The sequence below is a fragment of the Desulfocicer niacini genome (assembly GCF_054657595.1).
Genome location: NZ_BAAHYK010000031.1, coordinates 1 through 21382, shown reverse-complemented (window position 1 = coordinate 21382; position 21382 = coordinate 1). Strand labels below are relative to the sequence as shown.

Sequence of the window (21382 nt, the reverse complement as noted above, 5' to 3'; positions counted from 1 at the left end):
TTTGGGTACCGGGTACTGGGTTTTGGATAGAAAAATTTGGTTGGGTTGGGTTTGATCATAAGACTTGATCACTGTGAGAAGCAGATGCACAATAATTGATTGTCATGGATGCCGGGGGCATCCACATAAGGAAACGTATGGAACGTATTATTAATGGGAAGCTTCTTTCTACGCAGGCATTTGCCCCACTTTACCCCTTCACGCCCCATCACCTGGAAACAGAGGGCCATAGTCTTTATTACCTGGATGAAGGCGCCGGTCCGCCGGTGATCATGCTCCATGGCAATCCCACCTGGTCCTTTTATTACCGTCATCTGGTGAAAACCCTTTCCCCGAATTATCGTACCATTGTGCCCGATCACATGGGCTGCGGTTTTTCGGACAAACCCGATGCCAAAGAATACAGCTACACCCTTAAATCCCGGGTGGCGGATCTTGATACGCTGATAAATCACCTGGATCTCAAAGAAAAAATAACCCTGGTGGTCCACGACTGGGGCGGGATGATCGGCCTTGCCTGGGCGCTGGATCATCTGGACCGCATGGACCGCATTGTCATCACCAACACCTCGGGATTTTTTCTTCCCCGGGAAAAAAAATTTCCCCTGCGGTTGTGGCTTTTAAAATACCTTGCCCCCTTTGCCGTTCCTGCTGTCCAGGCAGGCAATGTTTTTGCAAAATCAGCCCTTTACATGGCCCCGCGCCGGCCCCTTTCAAAACCGGTAAAAAGCGGATTGATCGCCCCCTACAACTCATGGAAAAACAGAATTGCCACCCTAAAATTTGTCCAGGATATCCCCCTTTGCCCCCGGGATGAAAGTTATACCCTGGTGAAATCAGTGGAAGATAATCTTCACCGGCTTGAAAACATCCCCATGATGATTTTGTGGGGCCGCCATGATTTTGTGTTTGATCTGTCCTTTTTAAGGGAGTGGCAGCGGCGTTTTCCTGGGGTGCCGGTGCATCTTTTTGAAGATGCCGGGCATTATCTGTTTGAGGATAAACCGGAGAAGACCGCTTCCTTGATTGATCAATTTTTAAAAAATGCTATAGCAAAATCAATTTAAAGGAATTAATGATAATAAAAACGCTGCACTATCAAAACTTGATCCTTCTCACTCTGGGCGATATCATGGGATACAGTAAGCTTAGCTTGACAAATGGGAAATCTATAGACCTGACGTCCTTAGCCTTGACCACATGTGCTGTCCCCGGTTCTGTATGGCGATAAATACCGCACCCAGGGGGACACAACTCAGCTGATCGGGTGGACTATTCCGCACTCCACCCTATCGGAGTGAAATATTCCAACAAAAAATGCAAGTCTAAACCCAAATTTTTGACAAGGAGGATTGATGCCCCCATGACCTTCCTGTTGAATTTCTGACTGTATTCTGTTAGATTTTTAGAAAATTTTTTTTAAAGGAGACTTATATGGGAAAGCACTTCCTGACATGACATCAAAAAAAGTATCCATTATCATCCCCGCTTTTAACGAAGCAGGATCCATTGGAGATGTAATCAAGAGCATCAAAACAATATACCCTGATTTTGAGATCATTGTGGTCAATGATGCCTCTGCAGACAACACCGCTGAAGTTGCAGAACAAGCCGGGGCAACGGTGCTCTCCCATCCCTATAATATTGGCAATGGTGCATCCATCAAAACGGGTATGCGAATGGCATCTGGTGATTTTTTTGTGACCATGGATGGAGATGGTCAGCACAGGCCTGAAGATATTGGAAAATTACTGGCGAAAATGGAAATTTATGACATGGTGGTGGGACAGCGCCAGTTTTCTGGGCAGGCATCATTTGGCAGATATGTGGGAAATCTCTTTTATAACAAATTTGCCTCCTATGTCACCAAATTCAAAGTAAAAGACCTCACTTCCGGATTCAGGGCCGTTAACGCCGGAATGGCAAAGAAGTTTTTGTATCTTTTCCCAAATACTTATTCTTATCCAACCACCCTGACCCTGACGGTTTTAAGAAGTGGCAGAAGTGTTAAGTACGTTCCAATATCCAGCAATAAACGGCAAAAGGGAAAAAGTGGAATCAATTTTTTTAAGGATGGGGTACGTTTTTTTATGATCATCATAAAAATATGTACGCTGTTTTCACCCTTAAGGATTTTTTTACCGGTGAGTGCTTCACTTTTTTTGATGGGCATGTTTCATTACATTATCACCTATTTTACTTCCGGCAGGTTTACCAATATGAGCGCTCTGCTCCTGGTTACAAGTGTTGTCGTTTTCATGATGGGGCTTGTCTCTGAACAGATATGCCAGATGCGGTTTGAACGGTCTGGGGATTTCAGGCTTGAGGATATCATCAAAAAAGTAAAATGATGGGCTTGGTCACAACATGGGCCGCTCTGGGAAGGGTTCCTACGACAATATTGTTTAGGAGGACAAGTATCCGGCTATGGCATCAGAACCTGTTTCCAAAAATAGAAAATCCATGCACCATACTCGGAAAGAACCCACCGGATTTGACGTCCGTCCTTCCACCATTCTTTTTCATCAAAGGGATCTGTTTTGGCGGCCACCATTGTTATGTTCAGACGTTCCTTGAAAGCTCGTTGCCATATGAACAGGGCACGTCGGGTATGGGACTTACTGGTAGTGATGATGATTTTTTTTATTTTTTCTCCCCGGAGGAATTCTCCGACACACCGAGCTTCCGACATTGTATCGTAAACATCTTCACCACTGATGTGAATGATATCTTTTTCGGGGACCCCCATAAAATTTAACAAACCCATATAATCGCTGTACCAGGGACAAGGGTGCCGGAATCCCTGGATTTCCAGATCGCGGAGAATATCCGATTTACGGTTGCCGTTAATTATTACTTTTTTCACAAAATTATTTTTATACAAATCCGCCGCTTCCACCAGGCGGGCATAATATTCAGATCCAGTATAAAGAACCACCACCGCTTCGGACTCCAATGGGAGTTGATCAATGACCAGAAAAGATCCAATACGGGGGCTTATCCAGATAAAGAAGATGGCGGCAACGCAAAAAATAAAAAATGTTTTTTTAATTTTTAACATACAGGTTTTTCCTTTAAAACGTTTTCCCTAATTCTTTAAATAGAGAAAGAATTGGCAGTGGTAAAGCTTAAGATAGCAGTACTCAAGGAACTTATAAAAAACCGAACCAGCTCGACTGAGAAATTAGAAGTAGCTGAATCTTGCATAAAAAAGGAACAATATTTTCAGTGGGATACATCAAAGCCCTTCTGCCCCATATCATCCAGTACAAAGCCGCCAGATACCGTCTGGCAAGGCCTGGCACCCCCATCAATCTGACCTTTTCCGTCACCAATACCTGTCAGTCCAGGTGCAAAACCTGCAATATCTGGAAAATATACCGGGACCAGCCAGAAAAACGCCACACAGAGCTGAACATCCAGGAAATTGAAAAAATTTTTCAGACCATTGGCCATGTCTATATTTTCAACGTCAGTGGCGGTGAACCATTTTTAAGGGAGGACTTCCCGGAAATTGTCAAACTGGCCTGTCAATACCTGAACCCCGGCATTATCCATATTCCCACCAACGCCATTGCCACCCAGAAGATTAAAACCCAGCTGGCCGACATTTTAACCCATATCCGAGCAAAGCATCCCCAGGTGCACTTGACGGTAAAACCCAGTCTGGACCACATCGGCAAAGAACATGACCACATCCGGGGGGTCCCCGGAAACTTCAATAAAGTACTCACCCTGTTTGATCATCTTAAGGAACTGAAACCCGATTTTCCCCAATTGCATGCGGAACTGGGCACGGTGATTTCCAGATGGAATGTCATGGATATTGAAGAGATCTCCCGGTACATTATCTCAACCCTTTCCCCGGACAGCTACCGCAACGAAATTGCAGAACAACGCTCTGAAATGTGCAACCAGAACGATCCCATCACTCCCAATGCCCGGGACTATGACCGGGCCATCCGTTTTTTTGTCTCCTCCATCCGCTCGGACATGGACAGAAAGGTCATGTTTCAAAGACTTACCAATGCCTTCCGGCTGGTATACTATCAACTTGCCATTCGGATCATGAAGGAAAAAAGGCAGGTGATCCCTTGTTATGCCGGTATCTCCAATGCCCACATGACCCCATACGGAGATATCTGGCCTTGCTGTACCCTTGGTTATGCAAAATCCATGGGCAATCTTCGAGATTTTGGATATGATTTTCACAAGCTGTGGAACAGCGCTTTGGCAGGTCAGATCCGCGGGGAGATCAAGGCAAGAGAATGTTATTGTCCGCTGGCCAACCAAGCCTACTCCAATATTCTCATGGATGCCAGTACAATGAAAAATATCTTTACTACTCTTTTTCGTTCAAAATTAAGGTGATGACATGATGTCACCCGTTATTACCATGTTGGGCTCCCTGCCCCCCATTCGAGGCATCAGCAGCTATTGTTTTGAGCTTTCACGGGAAATTGCCGGGCAGTGCCCGGTGCAGTTCATCTCCTACAAGGACAATAAAATTTATCCGTCTTTTCTCTATCCCGGTGGAGACATGACCGACAACACCTTCCCTTCCCTTAATGCCCCAGGTCTCAAGATCATCCCGGGCCTTGTCTGGTACAATCCCTTCACATGGCTGAAGCAGGCCCTGAAAAATTCCGGCGACATTCTCCATGCCCAGTGGTGGAGCCTTCCCCTTTTTCCCATCTATATCACCTTTTGTCTGATGTTCAAACTACGAAGAAAACCAGTGATTCTGACAATTCATAATGTACTGCCCCATGAGTCTTCCCCCATTTTTACCATGGCCTCTAGGATACTTTTCAGCCTGTGCAGTCATTTTATTGTCCATACCCGCATCAACAAAAAACAACTGAAAGACCATTACGGAATCCCGACAAAGAAAATTTCTGTCGTTCCCCATGGGCCACTTGATTTTTTTCACCATGAGCGCACTTGTGGTCCCGTCTCCTTCAAGGAAATCCTGGCAGTCAAAACTAATCTTGGGCTGCCTCTTCAAAAGAAAATTATGCTTGTTTTTGGTGCCGTCCGGCCTTATAAAGGATTGGATACGGCTCTGAAAGCCTTAGCCTATCTGATTTCAAAAAACCCTCATTTCGGAGGACACCTGCTGATAGCCGGAAAAATGTGGCGTGACCAGGACATTTACGAAACTTTTATAAAAGAGCACAATCTGTCAGATTATGTTACCCTCCATCCCGATTATATTCCCACGGATCAGGTGGCCCGTTTTTTTGCCATCTCTGATCTGGTACTGCTGCCCTACAGGAAATTTGACAGTCAGTCCGGTGTGGGAACCCTGGCAACGACTTTCAGAAAACCGATGATTGTCTCCCAAACCGGTGGGCTGCCCGATCTTGTACAAAACAAATCCATGGTCGTCCAGCCGGGCGACTGGAAAGGGCTGGGGGACCGGATCACCCATGTGCTGTCGGATGAGCGCATTTTAAAATCCATGCAACGGGATGCTGACACAACGGCCCAGAAAATTTCCTGGAAAAGAATTGGTGCCATCACGGCAAATATTTACCAAAAATGCCTTGATTCAGGATAAGGATCTGATGTTGATGTGATATGTTTCAGATTGTATACTTGTCACCACGGATCGACATGATCTGATTGATAACCAAATATTTAGTAAACACTAACGAACCACAATCTTATCTGAGGGGTTATGCACAAAACTAAAAAGGATAACCTTTAAACCTTTAGGATTGTGTCGACCTGTAAGGTCGATCTCAATCCTTTGTTCAAGAAGCCCGGCATCGAAGCCAATTCGAATTTTTTGCCATAAGGGTTTTACTTTGGATAGTTCAGGAAGGAGATCCCACCGAAATGGGACAACCTCCGGTGGGAAGGAGGATGGCTTTAAACAATTACTTTTAAATCATGTTATTTCAGCCAGCTCTTTGACATTTTGTAGATAAAAACGCCTCTCTTTTGTAAGCGTAAGCGCAGATATCCTTCTCCGTTCAGACGGAATAAAAAGAACGATTTTTAAACAACTGGTGCTCTAAATTTTACCCGGTATCTGCGGGGATCATTTGATGCGGCAGCACCGAATGGGAATATTTTAGTTCCCCCCCCACAGTCCGGGCAAATAAGCGTTGGTAACACCGTCTCAGTCCCAGAGGATAATTCTTATGCCTTTATCCCATAGGCAGATTTCATGAGTTGTCGAATGTGATCCAGATCAACTGAAGATGAAGGGCTCAAAAAGCCATAATACCTCAACTTCATAAAACCTGTGGGCAGCACATGTTGAAGAAAACGTCTGAGGAATTCCATAGCCTCAAGTTTCATGATGCGCCAGCGCTCACTGCCTGTTTTTTTGTACTTGAAAAAAACATCCCGACCCTCAACTTTGACAATACGATGGTCGGAGATGGCCACCTTGAAAACATAGGGCGCCAGGTATTTGATGCTAGTTTCGCTGTTACCCACGGCTTGACAATTCACATTCCAGGCAATCTTCCAGGCACTTACAGGTATCCGGGACAACAGGCCAGCTTTTTTCATCTCTTCGCAGAATTTTGCCCGGAATATCTTTGACATGGCCCTCACCGGCAGATAAAAATCAATTCTGGAAGGATGCCAACTGCCATCCTCCTTTAAAATTGCGCCACCAGCAACAATGTAATGGATATGAGGGTGGTACTGCAACTGGCGGCCCCAGGCGTGAAGCACTCCAAAGAAACCGGTGAGATCACCTCCGATATATTTGGGATCGGGCGTGAGTGTTTTCAGGGTCTGTGAAGATGCCGCGAACAGGGCTGTATATGCGGCTTGCTGGTTGCTGCGGATGAATCGTCGCAATTGTTCGAGTACCGTGAAGGTCATCATAAAGTGGTGACCCGGCAATTGTCGATTCATCTGCCCTTCCACCCATTGTTTGATTTTATGGTTTTGACATGCCGGGCTATGGCGGTTACCGCAGGATCTGAATGAAATGTGCTGAACATGGCACTTGGTGCATTCATAAACAACCAAGCCGCAAGCTTCTGTGCGACACTCCATGATGGCTTTAATAACCTTTTTGTGGTCATTGGGCATGAACGTTCCAAAGGAAGCCATATGCTCCGGCCCAAAGGTTCGAAAGATTTCATTAATTGAGTACACGGTCAAATCCTTTCATAGTCTTGTCTATGATTTCATAGGCATCTTCAGTGCCTTTGTTGGTGAAATGGAAATAGACCATGGTGGTTTCCAGCTGGCTGTGCCCCATGTAGCGTTGAATAAGCCTGGGGTTGGTACCAGCTTCCAGCAGATGTGTAGCTTATGAGTGCCGCAGAGTGTGGATGGAGACACGCCGCTTGGTGATACCAGCGGCAATTTTTGCCTGAAGAAAAGCACCTTGTACGCCCTCAATAGACATTGGAGTTTCCGAAACGGGGGCTTGACTTCCCCCTCTGCCCATGGCTGGAAATATCAGCTTGGGGTTTTTGTGGGTGACCCAATAATGTCGCAGCAGATAAAGGGTGTTTTGTGGAAGAGGGACGAACCTGTCTTTTGCCCCTTTCCCTCTTTGCACATGGATCATCATGCGATCTTTGTCGATGTCCGATACCTGCAGCGCAAGGCCTTCGGAAAGCCTGAACCCGCAGGAATACACAGTGGAAAGAAAGGCGTAGTTGTGAAAGGTGGTCACGAAACTCAGTATATCGAAGACCTCTTTCTGACTCAAAACACAGGGAAGCTTTTTTCCCTTTTGGCATTCATGTAGGTGAAAACATGCCATTCTCGCTTGAGCACATTTTGAAAAAAGAATCTGATACCGCAATAAGCAATGCGCATGGTGGCGGCAGACCACTGATCCTCGTTTTACCTGTGAAAAAAATAATCTTCCAGCTCAACTTCTGTGATGAGATCTGGCGTTTTGTTGTAAAAGTCTACCATCTGACGAACTGAGCGGGGGTAACATTGTTGAGTTCTCTCACTCATACCGGCAAGCTTGAGGGCTCTCATGGATTTTTCTTAATAATCTTTCATCATGACACTTCTCCTTATATTGGGGTTAAAAGGAACTACCCCTTAAAATTACAAGAAGTGTCTGTTTTTATAAAATTTTAAAAGGAAAAGGCGGATATGTTGGGAAACATCATGGGGCGAAAGTCTTGACGAATCTGCCGCGCAGCGGTTTACTTGAATATATGTTCAGAGTTCGGCACATGAAATCTAAGGTGTTGTAATTTCAAATGATATACTTCTCAGAATTTCGTGTACATTTCAACAATTTAAAAAATTAAATATTTGAATTTATAGGATAATTTTTTAAAAAAATATTTATAATTAAAACTTTACTGTTATAATGCAAATTAATGATAGCAAAGAGGATAAATAAAATTGGTCGATTGGGGATATATACAGAGACCGACGTCAGAAGGAGAACCTTCCGGAAGGTATTTGTGGATTATGTCCCCGTGGCCTATTTTAATGTGGATAAAATTAATGAACGGAAAATGGCAGTAATCGATCTTGTTGAGCAAGCTCATTGTAATCAGAAAGAAGCCGGAATAATCTGTGATTTTCACCGCAACACCGTATTCAAAATATTACGGGTAAAAAGACTTCTTGGTATCGAAGCCGTTTTTGAAGACAATCGTGGGCCAAATGGCCCTTTTAAGTACATTGGGAAAATTCGCTCTCACATCAAAAAAATGATAAGATCACATCCGGACTGGATAGACCAGAAAATTGCGGATGTAGCCTCAAAAGAATTGTCAATGGAAGTTTCCCGCAGTGCAGTTGCCAGAATAAGGTCTGAAAAGGAAAATCAAAACTGGCGGAATCGAAAGAAAAACAGGTCAGAATTATTGGAAGATGCGTATTTTGCCGATGCCCTGGACAAAGTTGATTTTGAAAAGAAGCAACTCGAATTAGATATGATCTGGGATCAGGAAATAAAAGAAGCTGTCTAACGGTGTTCTACAGAAGGTCCGATTGAAACTGAGAATTACTCTCAAAAAAACCTTACTGACCGCCTAATCTGCGGAGAACATTATAATTTTGCTGGGCAATTGATGCATCACTGTTTCTTAAATGAAATTGATTTCGACGAAATCACTTCGGTTTATCCTGTAAGCTCGGACAATATTTATCAGAGACAGGACATTTTGAGCACGATTTTTCATAGTATCAATTTGGGGATTCCTTCTATTGAAGGGCTCAAATTGATCAATCCTAGTGATATGGGCTTGCTTATCGGACACAACAGAGGGCCTGATAAAAAAACGATCAGAAGGCAACTTGCAGAGATTGGAAAACTTTATCAAAGTGATGCGTTGATAGACAACTTTGCGCAAGTTTTGTTGGAACAAAATTTTATTGATCGGGAAGTTTTCTTTATTGACGGACATTTTTTGCCCTACTACGGTCTGAAAGTCATCGCCAAAGGGTATTATACCGTTAGAAGACTGGCAATGAAAAGTAATGAGCTTTACACAATTACGGATCTTCAGGGACGACCATTATTTTTTATTACTGAATCCAATGAGATAGATTTCAGACCTATCATCTCAAGAAGTGTAAAGAAATTGAAGGAATACGGTATAGATCGCCCTATATTGGTATTTGATAGAGGTGGGTATGGCATTCATTTTTTTACACAATTGGATAAAGATGCTGATTTTATTTCATGGGCAAAATACGTTGGAGACAAGGCATTAAACAGTATTACAGACACCGACTTTACAGTTGGGTTATCATTCTGCGGTCATAATTATGAAGTGGCTGAGCAAAGCAGAACCGTGAAAGAATCTGTGCAAACGGCAAAAAAAGAAGGGCGTTCTGAACCTGCGGTCATCGATTTGAGAATGATCGTCCTGAAAAATGTTGATACTGGAAAAAGAATTGCCGTCTATACCAATAATAGAAACCTTCCCATGACATTGCCTTCTACATGCTGAATCGGTGGGGAAAATCGGAAAATAACTTTAAAGAATTGATGGCCCGCTTCAATCTAAATTATCATCCTGGATATGATCTCAAAGAGCTTGAAGATCAACCTCTTGTAGACAATCCGGATATTCCCTTGATCAAGCAGGCACTTCGTCAGTTGAAAAAAGAGATTGCAGGGTATGAAAATGAAATTTTGATATTGGAAGCAAAAGAGAGCAAACGTAAGGATATCGGACGACAAAAAAAGATATCTGTTTATCTTGCCCAAATAAAGGAATATCACAAAGATATAGCCGGTTTTGAGAAAAAACTCACTGAACTTCCGGACAAGGTATCCATTCTTGACATTTTGAATGGCAAACCAATGAATCGTTGTGATTTGGAAAAGAAAAAGATCTATGATGCAATGCAGTTTTTGGCATACAACTCGCGTGAAAGGTTGGTTGAGATTTTTAGAGATTGTTACAACGATAAGCGTGATGTCAAACAGGTACTGGACAGGATAACCTCCAGTCCCGGCAACATAAAACTACACGGAAAAACCTTGTTTGTTGTTTTAGAATGGATTGAAAACAATATCCATAGAGAAGCTGCGATTAAATTATGTCAAAAATTAAATAAAATGGATATTCGAATGGTAGGTGATTTAAATTTGAAATTAGCATTTTATATTTCAAAGTATCCCAAACATAGTCTCAAAAAGAGTTCATGCACAAATTGACATGAGAAAAAGTACCCTCATGTGCCGAGCTCTGATGTTTAAGATTTTTTCTAAAAAAAAAGAAGGTTATCTGAATTGGGATTAAAGTTTAAACCTGGTGATGAACACTATCGTGCCTATGTAGGCCCTCCTCAAGATTATGACTTAATTTCTGCTATGGTTTTTAATCTTCTTACCTGTATAGGCCTTCGTCAACATAATCGAATTTTGGATGTTGGGTGTGGTTCTCTTAGAGTCGGGAGGCTCTTAATTCCATATTTAAATGCTGGCAACTATTTTGGAGTGGAGCCAAACAAGTGGTTAGTGGACGATTGGGTCATGAATGAAATTGATCAAGATGTGGTAACGATTAAGAAGCCCATTTTTTTATTTAAAAATTCGTTGGATAAGTTTGACAAAACGTTAAATATCGACTTTGCTATAGCTCAATCCTTTTTTAGTCATACAGGAAAGGACTTAATAAAAAAGTGGTTGTCTGATATTTCATTTCACCTAACAACCAAAGGGGTTTTGTTGGCGACTTTCTTGATTGATAATGAGGACTATGTTGGAAGTGGTTGGATTTACTCAGAATATGCTAAATATAAGCAGGAAACAAGGAGGGAACTGGCATCTGAATTTGGGCTTGATTTTCAGATCATTGATTGGTTGCACCCTCGTCAAACATGGGCAATTTTTTCTAAAGGAAACTATGATAAAAGCTTAGTTGAAGGTGGTGCAATTTCATGGAACCGATTTTTGTCCACAGTAACCGATAAAGAAATGGTACCAAACACTCTTTATGTCCTTTCACACAGCGGCTTTGAAAGGATTAAGTGTAAGGCTATATAAAACATATGCTCAAAAAAAAAATCACAATCAACTCTCCCGATATAATGAAAACTAAAGGAATCTCAGTCTGGTTGACCATGTTCAGTGAATTATGGGGGAGCAGAGAATTGATATGGAGATTAATGATTAGAGACATATCGGTTCGCTACCGGCAATCTGTTTTTGGTTATGTATGGGCGATATTGCCTCAAATAGTCACGGTTGCTATTTTTACTTATTTATCTCAGCACAGGGTTTTGGATATAGGGCAGACGCAACTACCGTATATTGTTCATGCGTTATGGAGTATTTCAGTTTGGCAATTATTTTCAACCTGCCTGACGGGGTGTACTAATAGTCTGGTTAATGCCGGCTCTCTGGTTACAAAAGCAAATTTCCCAAAAGAGTCTTTGGTAGTGGCCTCAATTGGGCAGGCCATATTCGATTTTTTGATTCGCTTGCTTCCTGTTACAATAGTAATATTCTGGTATGGTTTTGTACCTTCATGGCATATTATATTTATACCATGCCTTTTATTTTTCATCATAATGATGGCCATAGGCGTGGGTTTTATTCTGTCAATAATTAACCTTGCCCTTAGGGATGTGAGCAATGCGGTCAGTATTATGCTGACCTTTGGCATTTTTCTATCTCCCATATTGTACCCTCCCCCTATGCAAGAGCCATTGTCATTGATTAACTGGGTCAATCCGTTTAGCCCATTATTGATAAGCACACAGGAATTCTTATCAGGTGTCCCACTATCCTATCCGTATATAATGAGTTTAGTGATGATAGGAGCGATGATTCTTTTCATGATGGGGTGGCGTATCTTTCATATAACAATGCCAAGAATAGCTGAAAGAGCATAATCAATGGAAAATAACGCATTAATAAAAGTTGAAAATGTAAGCAAGAAATTTTGTCGTTCATTAAATCGGTCCATGTTGTATGGGGTGCAAGACATTTCAAAAGATATTTTAGGTATAAACTCAAGCAGAGATAAATTAAGGAAAAATGAATTCTGGAGTCTAAAAAACATCTCGTTTGAAGTTAGAAGAGGGGAATGTCTGGGTATTATAGGACCTAATGGCGCAGGGAAAAGCACTTTACTAAAAATGATAAATGGTATCATTTTACCAGATAAAGGCAAGATCACTACGAAAGGAAAAGTGGGATCCCTAGTTGAGATCGGTTCCGGCTTTCATCCTATGCTATCCGGACGAGAGAATATCTATATCAATGGCTCAATACTGGGAATGAGTAAGAAAAAAATTGATAAAAATTTTGACAGCATAGTTGAATTTGCAGAACTGGCAGACACAATAGACATGCCAGTTAAACATTATTCCAGCGGTATGTATGTGAGGCTCGGCTTTGCTGTCGCAGCCCATGTTATACCCGATGTATTAATTCTTGACGAAGTTTTGGCAGTGGGTGATATGGCTTTTGTGGCAAAATGTTTTCAACATTTAAGTGAAATCAAAAAAAAGACTGCCATCATTTTGGTCTCCCATGATATGAGAAATATTTCAAGAATATGCAATAGATCCTTATTTATAAATAATGGTGAGCAACTTTACTTGGGAAATACTGAACAAGCGATTAAAATGTTTAGGACCCAAATTAGTCATGATGATAAAAAGAGTGACTGCTATAATAGTGATATTGTTGAAATTAAACATGTAAATGTAAAAAATTCAGTAGAACAATTTAATGATATTAAAATTCTTATAATCATTAAAGTCAACAAAAAAATCTCTTTGTTTTATAATGTAGCTATTCACAGAATAGACGGTGTTCATTGTTGCGGTATTTTATCAAAAGAAGATGATTTATATACATTTGATAAAGGTAAATTTGAGATCAAATTAAAATTGAATAAATGTTCTATTATGCCTGGAAGATATAAAATTACTGTGGCTCTATGGAATGATGATAAAACGGGCTTATTATCACTGTGTGAAAACATAACTGCTTTTACAGTTGTGGGGAATGAAGACACTCAAGGTGTTTTTATGCCAGAGCATAATTGGTTTGTAAAAACTGTATGAACTAAAAAAACAATTAAAGTTTAAAAAATAAAGATATGAAAAATTTAATTTTTGTTTTGGGTATGCATCGAAGTGGCACATCAGCTATGACAGGTGTGTTAAACCAACTAGGATGTTCATCAGGAAAGGATGAAGAATTATTATCATCAACTCAGTATAATGAACTTGGTTATTTCGAGCGAGAAGATTTTGTTGAATGTAATGAAGCAATTTTATGTGAAAATTTCCTTGGATTATTTCCGGAGTTGAAAACCTTGAATTATTTTGAAGACCTTAATACTCTTGATGGATTTGGTTGGCTTTTTGGTGCATGGGTTCCATATATAAAAGAAAACTTATCTGCAAATATCTATAAAAAAATCGATAAGTTTATCAACAATATTAAACTTTTCAAACAATCGTATGGATCGCCAATAACTATTAAAGACCCAAGACTGTCTCTTACATTTTCAATCTGGAAAAAATTTCTTAAATCCAAGGCACCTGTTATTATAATGATAAGAAATCCGTCAAATGTAGCAGATTCTCTATATAAGCGTGATAAGATCATACCTAATATATCAATGGACATGTGGTTAACATATACTAAAGCAGCCTTTAAAAATGCAACCGATTGTCCTTCAAAGGTTATTGATTATGATGATTTAATTAATAATACAGCCGAAACGGTTCAGTCTGTTATCTCTTTTTTACAAACCAATAATGTCGAAATCAATTTTAATTTCAATCAAGCAAAAAAACATATAAAAGCGACTCTGAGACATGAAAAGAAAATGGAGTTCAATTATATAAACCATGCTGCTTTAGATGTGTACAGCAATATAAAAAATGGTGATCTGAGTATTATTGAAAAAAAAAGTTGGCCTTTCAGAACGGATAAAAGAGGATGGGAAAAAGCTTTAATTCAGCCATTGTATGTTCAAAAAGAGTTTCAGAAAATTGCATTAATTCAAAGGACTAAACGACTTTTATCCCATCCAATTACAGGCCCCGTTATTAAAACAGTCCGGGCACTAAAGAATGATACTTCTTTTGGTAATTGTGAATATTGATCGTTTTCTTGAACGATAGAAATATTTTTCTCGTAGTATAAAAAGAAAAAATACTACTTATACTTTAATGACGTTGAAAAAAAGCCGCAACCATACGAGTTCAGTGTTTTGGCCTTATAAAACAAAATCACGATTCATAAGATATAAAATTATATATCCATTACCTTGTTACAAATGATTTTCAAGAGAAAATATATGTATAAAAGCCCTTTCGTTTCAATTTGCATCCCGGTATATAATGGTGCACAATATTTAAAAGAAACCATCCAGAGTGCGTTAGCTCAGAGTTTCTCAGAGTTTGAACTTCTAATAATTGATGATGGGTCGAATGACGAAAGTGTTATAATCATTTCAGAATTTGAACGCATTGATTCAAGAATTGTGTTTTTAAAAAACAACAATCGTTTAGGCTTAGTAGGCAATTGGAATGAGTGTATAAAAAACTCACATGGAAAATGGATCAAGTTTATTTTTCAAGATGATTTACTTGAACCCAATTGTCTCGAAAAAATGATTCATTGTATGGAAAAATCATCAGGTAAAGAAAAAATAATATTTTGTAAAAGAGATTTTATTTTTGAAAACATTTTGCGCAGTAAATTTGAGCTTGATTTAAATCAAAAAAAATTTATATGGGATATTTATCCAAAAAAAATTCATATCAAACCTATAGATACAATCAAAATTATTACAAGGTACCCAGGACAAAATATTTTTGGAGAACCTTCTTCCTTTATAATACACAGAGATATTTTTAACCAATTTGGTATGTTCGATTCTACTTTCCAACATATATGCGATCTTGAGTATTGGCTGCGTTTAGGGGTGAATAGGCAGATGCTAATGATTCCTGAGACACTGGTTCATTTCCGCGTTCATAATAAATCAACTACAAGTTTCAACCGTAAGGAAAAGTGGATACAAACGCGATACTTGGATAGACTTCAGCTATTTATAAAATTTATGAATGATAGTTCATATACCTTATTGAGAAAAGAATTAAATAAATGGCCTTCCAGAATGTTTTTAAAAAATCAGACAACAATTTTTGCAAGAAGAGTGAGAATAGATGTGCTATCAGAAAAAAACGATCAATGGGAAAAGGACTTTACCAACTTTTGTGAAAAATACCGTGATATTAAGACTCTATCTAATACAAATTACTTTATCTTGGCAATTCGATATTTTATTTCAAGGTTTTATCTTGAAATAAAATGGTCCCTAAGCAACATAGGTCAGAAATTGATATAAAGATTCTTGATGAGATAATATAACTTTAGGATTGACTGAAATATTAAAAACCATATAAAAGAACTTGAATTTAACTAAATAGAGCGTGTCGCAGAACTCAAATCAAATATTTCAGGGTGTTAGGTCAGATATCAAACTTTTTTTGAAAAATTAGCCGGAAATTAGACACCATAAAAAAATATAATTGCTTAATATTATAAATATCTTATTTCTGAGACACGCTCTAAATACAAAGAACTATTTGCGATGCTTATTTGGCGATTCATTAAGATAGTAGGCAATTACTTAATTCCGATTTTAGCCCCGGTTCCGTGGGTATTTGTAATATTTCAGAAATTAATAAAAGAAATATTATTTTCCAATAAGGACGGGAATAAAAAAATTTTATTAATTGCACAAAATAAAATAGCAGCAGATCATATAAAGCTTATTTGGGATTTATTTAAAAATGATTCAAAGCTTATTTTTTTTGTTACGGACGATCAATTATTTAGTAAACATTTTTCAAAAAAAGATTTGTCAGCCATAATTAATGTGAAATATATAAATATCTTACATGCCCTTTTATGTTATTGGGATTTAATAATTTATGTTAATCATCCATGGGGCTTTGGCATTTGGTTTGCACCATTTATTAAAAAAGTTTTTATTAATCATGGAATTTGTACTGGAAAAATAAATAATATGATGGGAGAAGACGGTGTTTATGGAAAAAGTAGAGTAATTCGACCATACTCTAAACCTTTTTACGATAAAATGTTTGCTGCCAGTTCCTTCGAAAAAGAACACGCCATTTCTTCAACTAAAGAACTTCTATATCGGGTTGCGGTTACTGGCTTCTTGAGAGCTGATTTGGTTGAAAAGTTGCAAAAAAAACAAAGGGATTTTATTAGAAAAAAACTTGGCTACACAAAAGAAGATATAATAATACATATTATATCAACATGGGGACAGACATCATTGTTTCAAACGATAGGTGAGAATTTACTTTATGAAGCAATCAAAATTTCAGACAAATATAAATTTATTTTTTCGTTGCATCCGCGACATGATGAGTTTGGTGATATAAAAGGAAGAAAAAGAAAAGATATATTAAATAAATATCAATCTCAAGGAATTCGACCAGCCAGCGAGTTGGCATGGGACGAGTATGTTGTTGCTAGTGATATTGCTATTTCAGATCAGTCTTCTTTATGTTTGTATCATGTTCTGTTAAATAAACCTGTTATATTAGTCCCGGTTAATAGTGAATCCTATGTTAAAAATTCAGTATTTTATCAGTTAAAAAATTTAACACATATATTAGAATGCCCTAATAAACTTGATAACATAATACAAATTGCCATAAACGAAAGTAACAAAAAAGAAATTTATGAACTTAGCTTAGCAATCCGAAGTTATCCAGGTTGTGCAGCTGAACGTTATAAAGAAGAAATATATAGGTTGTTATTTATATGAAAAAAAGAGTTATAACCTTTGGTACATTTGATGTTTTTCACGTCGGCCATTTACGCATATTGAAGCGCGCCAGCAACTTTGGCGATTATTTAATTGCAGGTGTTTCTACTGATGCATTGAATTTTACAAAAAAAGGGCGTAATCCCTTTTATCCTCAAGAAGAACGTATTGAGATCATCGCTGCTCTGCGTTGCGTAGATGAGGTATTTTTGGAAGAATCGCTTGAGCTTAAACGTAACTATATTAAAACTTATAATGCGGATGTTTTGGTAATGGGCGATGATTGGGCTGGAAAATTCGATGAATTCAAAGATATTTGTCAGGTTAAATATTTACCCCGCACACCTTCTATATCAACAACTGCTGTAATTGAAAAGATAAGGATACAATGAAACCACTGATTAACCACCAATTAATTAACGCATGGATTATTGCCATACGTCAAACTTTGGTAGCAACAGCGGCAAGATTGTTTGGATTTACCTTAACCTGTTTAATAAAACGAGATCCTGAATTAACAGTGGTCATAAACCGTCCAGGAACTTCTTTTGCAGATAATAGTAAATATTTTTTCGTTCATGCCACTGACTTGGCAAGGAAAGACGAACGGGTTGTTATGTTGACAGTAGATCCTTTCATACAAAAAAGGATTGCTGATGCAGGAGGTAAATCAGTTTTACACCCATCTTGGAGTTCTATCAACCTCTTGCTTCGATGCGGTAAAGTAGTAACTGATATGGACTGGTTTAATTTTGGTTCATATCCTTTAACACAGGGTGCTAAATTAATTCAACTCTGGCATGGTGCACCACTTAAACATATTGAGTTGGATTTATACAGAAAACGACTTAACAAGATGCCTGCATGGATGAGGCCTTTATTAAAAATTCAAAAAACGGTGATAGGGCGTTACCCGGTCTATGATGTGGTTGTATCAACATCCCAATGGTTTATTGACAGAGCATTTAAACAATGTTTTAAAGCCAGGCAATTTGTCGCAACAGGTTATCCTCGTAATGATATTTTATTTGGCTGGCCTCCATCTGATAGTGTTGCTTATAGGCTGGCCCAGATCAATGTGGATAAAAAAGCATTGGAAACCGTTACAGCTGCAAAGTCCCAAGGGCAAAAAATTTGTCTGTATGTTCCCACGTTTCGAAAAGATATGGCTGACCCGTTTAAAACTGTAATTGATCTGGCACGTATTTCCGATTTTTCACAAAAAAATAATCTGCTGTTTTTATTAAAACTGCATCCATTCATGCATGGACATTCCCAAATCAATCAGTATTCCAACATACTCGAATATGCACCCCTTTGTGATGTATATCCGCTCATGCCCTTGTGTGATCTGTTAATAACAGACTATTCCTCAATCTTCTTTGATTTTTTGCTGCTTGACCGGCCTGTTCTTTTTTTTGCGTATGATCTGGAAGATTATTTAAGTCATGATCGGAACATGTATTTTGATTATGGAACCATGACTCCTGGAAGCAAATGTCAGACCTATGATGAACTTGAAATACATATTAAGTCTATTATTAATAATGATTTTCAGGATGAATATGCTGAAATGCGAAAAAAAATTAGGCATTATACGCATGACCACACAGATAACCAGGCCAACCGGCGACTTATTTGCGATCGTTTAAACAAAATGTAAAAGACATGGGGAATGCCCCTTTTTTAAAAGACTGCAGGGTTACCGTCTCACTGCTTGAATAGTAAGGGGGCAGGCACACTCTTTATTTTTTTCAATAGTAAGTCCACCTGTATCAAATTACTTTTTTTTCTAAATACCACTTGATCGTTTCTGAAATACCATCATTAAATTTAATTTTGGGTTGATAATTAAAATCTTTAAATGCTTTTTGAATTGAAAAAACCCTGTCTGTTATCGTTGAATCAATATTTTTATATGTTACAAAAGGTGTTGTTTTAGTTATTGTTGCAGTTATTTCAAAAAAAAGAGCTATATACTTGGCAAAGGTTTTGGGTATATAGATATAAGGTCGTTTTATTTCCAAAGATGATAAAATCAAATTTCTGAATGTATCCATTTCTATCGATTGAGCGGATGTCAGCAGGTAAACATTATTTCCGATCCCACCTACTCCAGATTTAATTGCGCCTTGAACAACATCCCTAACATGAACCAAAGGGGTTAAATTTTTTCCGGTTCCCACTTTTGGAAAGAACCCTTTCTTCATCAATCTGCAAATTTTTAAAAATTCCCCTTTTCCTCCAGGCCCGTAAACCAAACACGGTCTTAATACAATCCCTTTCAAACCATTCTCATTGCTATACTTCAATACTATTTGTTCAGCTTCATATTTACTGTTTTGATAAGGGGTTGATGGCCGGCAAGGTGTTTTCTCATCGACTATAGGAATATTTTTAATAAGCCCCATGGCGGCAGTGCTGCTAAAGTGAATAAATTTATCAACATTATTTTCAAGGGCATCTTGAATTAGATTAATCGTTCCTTGCACATTGATATGTATAAATTTCTTATATGCATCGTCCGACACAGCAGAAACATGGCCCGACCCTGCCAGATGAAAAACAGTGTCAATATTATTTGTTATCCCTTTAAGCGAATTTCCATCGGTAATATCACCATAAAAAAAATCATTCGTGAAACTTTTTAAAGTTGAAATATCCGAATTCCTTCTGACAAGGCATCTGCAACGATAGCCCTTGTCTGAAAGCTCTTTTACAAGATATCGGCCAATAAATCCGGTTCCACCTGTAATGAGAATATTTTTCATAGCTTAACCTTGACTCTTTTTTTGTGCGACAGCCACTATATATCTGCTCATTTGGAAAAACACATCAAATTTAAGTTTACAAAACATCAATGCAAATTGCATCAGAAAACTTTTCTTTTTGAAAACATTTGTTTGTGTACGGCTATTTGAAAAAAATCCTTCTTCACGAAATATTTGAATGTTAAATTCGGCTAATTTTAAAGCATGTTTCAAGGATTTAGGAGTGAAAAGACAAAAGTGGGAATGAGAAGTATGACGTTTTGATATATGCGTTGGCAAAAACATATTGATAATTTTATAGTTAAAAGGAAATAATTTCTCATTGGGGACTTCAATTAAAAGTAATCCTCCTGGTTTTAAAACCCTGTTAATACATTTTAAGGTCTTAATAGGATCAAGCACGTGTTCAAGTGTATGATTGATATTTATGACATCAAAATAATCATCTTTAAAGTCTACATTTTCTATATCAGTACAAAAAATATTTTGAAATCCATTTTGTTTTAGATAGTTACATGCCCATTCAGACACATCAATTCCTGTCACTTCCCACCCTCTAATTTTTGCAACGTTTAGAAAAGTCCCTGTTGCACAACCAATATCAAGAATTTTTCCCGGGTTTAAATGGTTTAAAAATTCATTAAATTTTTCTTCAAAAATCTTTTTATGTGCTTTTTCTGAAATGAGAAATTCGGAGCGATAATATGAATGATCACGGCATAAATCAATATGATTAATGCCCCTTGGATTCTGAAACATAAATTTACAATTAGTGCAACGGACAACAGTTATTGCTTTATTAGAATAGATACTCTTGTATTTGTTCGACTCACATATCGCACATGCCGAATATGATAATTGTTTTTTATGATTGTATTTCATTATTGTTTTCTCAAAAACATATTTAACCCCATTTTCAATAAACTATGGGCGTGGCAAATAATATTTGAATAAGCCTGATTTGTTAAGAGGCAAAAACATGTTTTATCTGGTTGATCCATTTATGGATACTTTCCTGTGTTGTTTTTGCACCAAGAACTTCACCTTTGTCACTAATGCCTATCAAGACTATTCCACCCAGACTCTTGGCAAAAGCGGATCGGTGGCTGTCAAGATACTTGTCGCATTTTTTGAAATTTTCTTCTCTTACAACAATACGTTTTCGGTACTTTCGGGGTAGCCCTTCTCCCCGGCCCTGTAAAGGGTCAAGATGAACGATCTGCAATCGCCCTTGACAGGGCCGGGGAGAAGGTTTTTTCGGTAATCACGAGATGATTATCATCATCTCGATTTAACAATCGATCTTTGATAACTTAATGGTTGCCTCTCATCCTGTTTGTCTGAATCCATCGGGAAAGT

At 38.4% G+C, this 21382-nt stretch carries 20 protein-coding genes and 1 pseudogene; 15 read left to right on the top strand and 6 right to left on the bottom strand.

The genetic code is table 11. From position 1 onward, the window contains the following. Positions 1 to 137 precede the first annotated feature (137 nt). Positions 138 to 1067, top strand: a complete 930-nt coding sequence (locus ACYQ2M_RS16505; RefSeq protein ID WP_459917465.1) for an alpha/beta fold hydrolase — start codon at positions 138 to 140, stop codon at positions 1065 to 1067. Positions 1068 to 1454: 387 nt separating this feature from the next. Then, on the top strand, positions 1455 to 2351 hold the full coding sequence (locus tag ACYQ2M_RS16500) for a glycosyltransferase family 2 protein (protein WP_459917464.1): 897 nt from the start codon (positions 1455 to 1457) through the stop codon (positions 2349 to 2351). A gap of 74 nt (positions 2352 to 2425) precedes the next feature. On the opposite strand, the gene ACYQ2M_RS16495 is transcribed toward ACYQ2M_RS16500, so the two are convergent. After that, positions 2426 to 3061 carry a YdcF family protein gene (locus tag ACYQ2M_RS16495; protein WP_459917463.1) on the bottom strand — a complete coding sequence of 212 codons (636 nt, stop codon included), beginning with the start codon at positions 3059 to 3061 and terminating at the stop codon, positions 2426 to 2428. Between the two features lie 167 nt (positions 3062 to 3228). On the opposite strand from ACYQ2M_RS16495, the gene ACYQ2M_RS16490 reads away from it, so the two are divergent. Next, entirely contained in the window at positions 3229 to 4371 is a 1143-nt protein-coding gene (locus ACYQ2M_RS16490) for a radical SAM/SPASM domain-containing protein (RefSeq protein WP_459917462.1), read from the top strand. A gap of 4 nt (positions 4372 to 4375) precedes the next feature. Then, positions 4376 to 5563 (top strand): glycosyltransferase family 4 protein, encoded by a 1188-nt coding sequence (locus tag ACYQ2M_RS16485; protein ID WP_459917461.1) that lies wholly within the window; start codon positions 4376 to 4378, stop codon positions 5561 to 5563. 587 nt (positions 5564 to 6150) lie between these two features. On the opposite strand, the gene ACYQ2M_RS16480 is transcribed toward ACYQ2M_RS16485, so the two are convergent. The 3 genes and pseudogenes from ACYQ2M_RS16480 to ACYQ2M_RS16470 all read right to left on the bottom strand — a co-directional run bounded on the left by ACYQ2M_RS16480 (position 6151) and on the right by ACYQ2M_RS16470 (position 7950). Next, positions 6151 to 7128 (bottom strand): IS91 family transposase, encoded by a 978-nt coding sequence (locus ACYQ2M_RS16480; protein WP_459917460.1) that lies wholly within the window; start codon positions 7126 to 7128, stop codon positions 6151 to 6153. 118 nt (positions 7129 to 7246) lie between these two features. Continuing rightward, positions 7247 to 7657 (bottom strand): annotated as a pseudogene (locus tag ACYQ2M_RS16475) (tyrosine-type recombinase/integrase); the annotation flags it as partial. A gap of 173 nt (positions 7658 to 7830) precedes the next feature. Further along, positions 7831 to 7950, bottom strand: a complete 120-nt coding sequence (locus ACYQ2M_RS16470) for a phage integrase N-terminal SAM-like domain-containing protein (protein ID WP_459917505.1) — start codon at positions 7948 to 7950, stop codon at positions 7831 to 7833. Between the two features lie 479 nt (positions 7951 to 8429). On the opposite strand from ACYQ2M_RS16470, the gene ACYQ2M_RS16465 reads away from it, so the two are divergent. The 11 genes from ACYQ2M_RS16465 to ACYQ2M_RS16415 all read left to right on the top strand — a co-directional run bounded on the left by ACYQ2M_RS16465 (position 8430) and on the right by ACYQ2M_RS16415 (position 18915). Continuing rightward, positions 8430 to 8927 carry a transposase gene (locus tag ACYQ2M_RS16465; RefSeq protein ID WP_459917459.1) on the top strand — a complete coding sequence of 166 codons (498 nt, stop codon included), beginning with the start codon at positions 8430 to 8432 and terminating at the stop codon, positions 8925 to 8927. 102 nt (positions 8928 to 9029) lie between these two features. Next, the gene (locus tag ACYQ2M_RS16460) at positions 9030 to 9914 is read left to right on the top strand and encodes a putative transposase (protein ID WP_459917458.1); all 885 of its coding nucleotides are present in this window, start codon (positions 9030 to 9032) and stop codon (positions 9912 to 9914) included. After that, positions 9908 to 10627 carry a hypothetical protein gene (locus ACYQ2M_RS16455; protein ID WP_459917457.1) on the top strand — a complete coding sequence of 240 codons (720 nt, stop codon included), beginning with the start codon at positions 9908 to 9910 and terminating at the stop codon, positions 10625 to 10627. The genes ACYQ2M_RS16460 and ACYQ2M_RS16455 overlap by 7 nt, the downstream gene beginning before the upstream one ends. Before the next feature lie 75 nt (positions 10628 to 10702). After that, positions 10703 to 11458: a class I SAM-dependent methyltransferase gene (locus ACYQ2M_RS16450; RefSeq protein WP_459917456.1), complete on the top strand. Its 756-nt coding sequence runs from the start codon at positions 10703 to 10705 to the stop codon at positions 11456 to 11458. 5 nt (positions 11459 to 11463) lie between these two features. Then, entirely contained in the window at positions 11464 to 12309 is an 846-nt protein-coding gene (locus tag ACYQ2M_RS16445; RefSeq protein ID WP_459917455.1) for an ABC transporter permease, read from the top strand. Positions 12310 to 12312: 3 nt separating this feature from the next. Continuing rightward, a complete protein-coding gene (locus tag ACYQ2M_RS16440) occupies positions 12313 to 13491 on the top strand; it encodes an ABC transporter ATP-binding protein (protein WP_459917454.1) in 1179 nt (392 codons plus the stop codon). Positions 13492 to 13526: 35 nt separating this feature from the next. Continuing rightward, positions 13527 to 14543 (top strand): sulfotransferase domain-containing protein, encoded by a 1017-nt coding sequence (locus ACYQ2M_RS16435; protein ID WP_459917453.1) that lies wholly within the window; start codon positions 13527 to 13529, stop codon positions 14541 to 14543. Between the two features lie 195 nt (positions 14544 to 14738). Continuing rightward, complete coding sequence (locus ACYQ2M_RS16430) at positions 14739 to 15794, top strand: glycosyltransferase family 2 protein (protein WP_459917452.1); 1056 nt, start codon at positions 14739 to 14741, stop codon at positions 15792 to 15794. A 246-nt stretch (positions 15795 to 16040) separates the two neighbouring features. Beyond that, on the top strand, positions 16041 to 17252 hold the full coding sequence (locus ACYQ2M_RS16425) for a CDP-glycerol glycerophosphotransferase family protein (RefSeq protein WP_459917451.1): 1212 nt from the start codon (positions 16041 to 16043) through the stop codon (positions 17250 to 17252). Then, positions 17249 to 17644, top strand: coding sequence for an FAD synthase family protein (locus ACYQ2M_RS16420; protein ID WP_459917450.1), 396 nt, complete (start codon positions 17249 to 17251; stop codon positions 17642 to 17644). Before ACYQ2M_RS16425 ends, ACYQ2M_RS16420 begins: the two co-directional genes overlap by 4 nt. Then, complete coding sequence (locus tag ACYQ2M_RS16415; RefSeq protein WP_459917449.1) at positions 17641 to 18915, top strand: CDP-glycerol glycerophosphotransferase family protein; 1275 nt, start codon at positions 17641 to 17643, stop codon at positions 18913 to 18915. Before ACYQ2M_RS16420 ends, ACYQ2M_RS16415 begins: the two co-directional genes overlap by 4 nt. Before the next feature lie 112 nt (positions 18916 to 19027). Here the strand turns inward: ACYQ2M_RS16415 and ACYQ2M_RS16410 are convergent, their stop codons facing one another. Further along, a complete protein-coding gene (locus ACYQ2M_RS16410; RefSeq protein ID WP_459917448.1) occupies positions 19028 to 20023 on the bottom strand; it encodes an NAD-dependent epimerase/dehydratase family protein in 996 nt (331 codons plus the stop codon). A gap of 3 nt (positions 20024 to 20026) precedes the next feature. After that, positions 20027 to 20905 (bottom strand): class I SAM-dependent methyltransferase, encoded by an 879-nt coding sequence (locus ACYQ2M_RS16405; RefSeq protein WP_459917447.1) that lies wholly within the window; start codon positions 20903 to 20905, stop codon positions 20027 to 20029. Positions 20906 to 21382: the final 477 nt, after the last annotated feature.

What these genes read in the sequence shown, in the direction of transcription:
- ACYQ2M_RS16425 (WP_459917451.1), top strand. Translation starts at nt 16,041, where the DNA reads ATGCTTATTTGGCGATTCATTAAGATAGTAGGCAATTACTTAATTCCG.
- ACYQ2M_RS16445 (WP_459917455.1), top strand. Translation starts at nt 11,464, where the DNA reads ATGCTCAAAAAAAAAATCACAATCAACTCTCCCGATATAATGAAAACT.
- ACYQ2M_RS16415 (WP_459917449.1), top strand. Translation starts at nt 17,641, where the DNA reads ATGAAACCACTGATTAACCACCAATTAATTAACGCATGGATTATTGCC.
- ACYQ2M_RS16405 (WP_459917447.1), bottom strand. Translation starts at nt 20,905, where the DNA reads ATGAAATACAATCATAAAAAACAATTATCATATTCGGCATGTGCGATA.
- ACYQ2M_RS16440 (WP_459917454.1), top strand. Translation starts at nt 12,313, where the DNA reads ATGGAAAATAACGCATTAATAAAAGTTGAAAATGTAAGCAAGAAATTT.
- ACYQ2M_RS16500 (WP_459917464.1), top strand. Translation starts at nt 1,455, where the DNA reads ATGACATCAAAAAAAGTATCCATTATCATCCCCGCTTTTAACGAAGCA.
- ACYQ2M_RS16485 (WP_459917461.1), top strand. Translation starts at nt 4,376, where the DNA reads ATGATGTCACCCGTTATTACCATGTTGGGCTCCCTGCCCCCCATTCGA.
- ACYQ2M_RS16470 (WP_459917505.1), bottom strand. Translation starts at nt 7,950, where the DNA reads ATGAGTGAGAGAACTCAACAATGTTACCCCCGCTCAGTTCGTCAGATG.
- ACYQ2M_RS16460 (WP_459917458.1), top strand. Translation starts at nt 9,030, where the DNA reads ATGCATCACTGTTTCTTAAATGAAATTGATTTCGACGAAATCACTTCG.
- ACYQ2M_RS16505 (WP_459917465.1), top strand. Translation starts at nt 138, where the DNA reads ATGGAACGTATTATTAATGGGAAGCTTCTTTCTACGCAGGCATTTGCC.
- ACYQ2M_RS16410 (WP_459917448.1), bottom strand. Translation starts at nt 20,023, where the DNA reads ATGAAAAATATTCTCATTACAGGTGGAACCGGATTTATTGGCCGATAT.
- ACYQ2M_RS16435 (WP_459917453.1), top strand. Translation starts at nt 13,527, where the DNA reads ATGAAAAATTTAATTTTTGTTTTGGGTATGCATCGAAGTGGCACATCA.
- ACYQ2M_RS16455 (WP_459917457.1), top strand. Translation starts at nt 9,908, where the DNA reads ATGCTGAATCGGTGGGGAAAATCGGAAAATAACTTTAAAGAATTGATG.
- ACYQ2M_RS16430 (WP_459917452.1), top strand. Translation starts at nt 14,739, where the DNA reads ATGTATAAAAGCCCTTTCGTTTCAATTTGCATCCCGGTATATAATGGT.
- ACYQ2M_RS16495 (WP_459917463.1), bottom strand. Translation starts at nt 3,061, where the DNA reads ATGTTAAAAATTAAAAAAACATTTTTTATTTTTTGCGTTGCCGCCATC.
- ACYQ2M_RS16420 (WP_459917450.1), top strand. Translation starts at nt 17,249, where the DNA reads ATGAAAAAAAGAGTTATAACCTTTGGTACATTTGATGTTTTTCACGTC.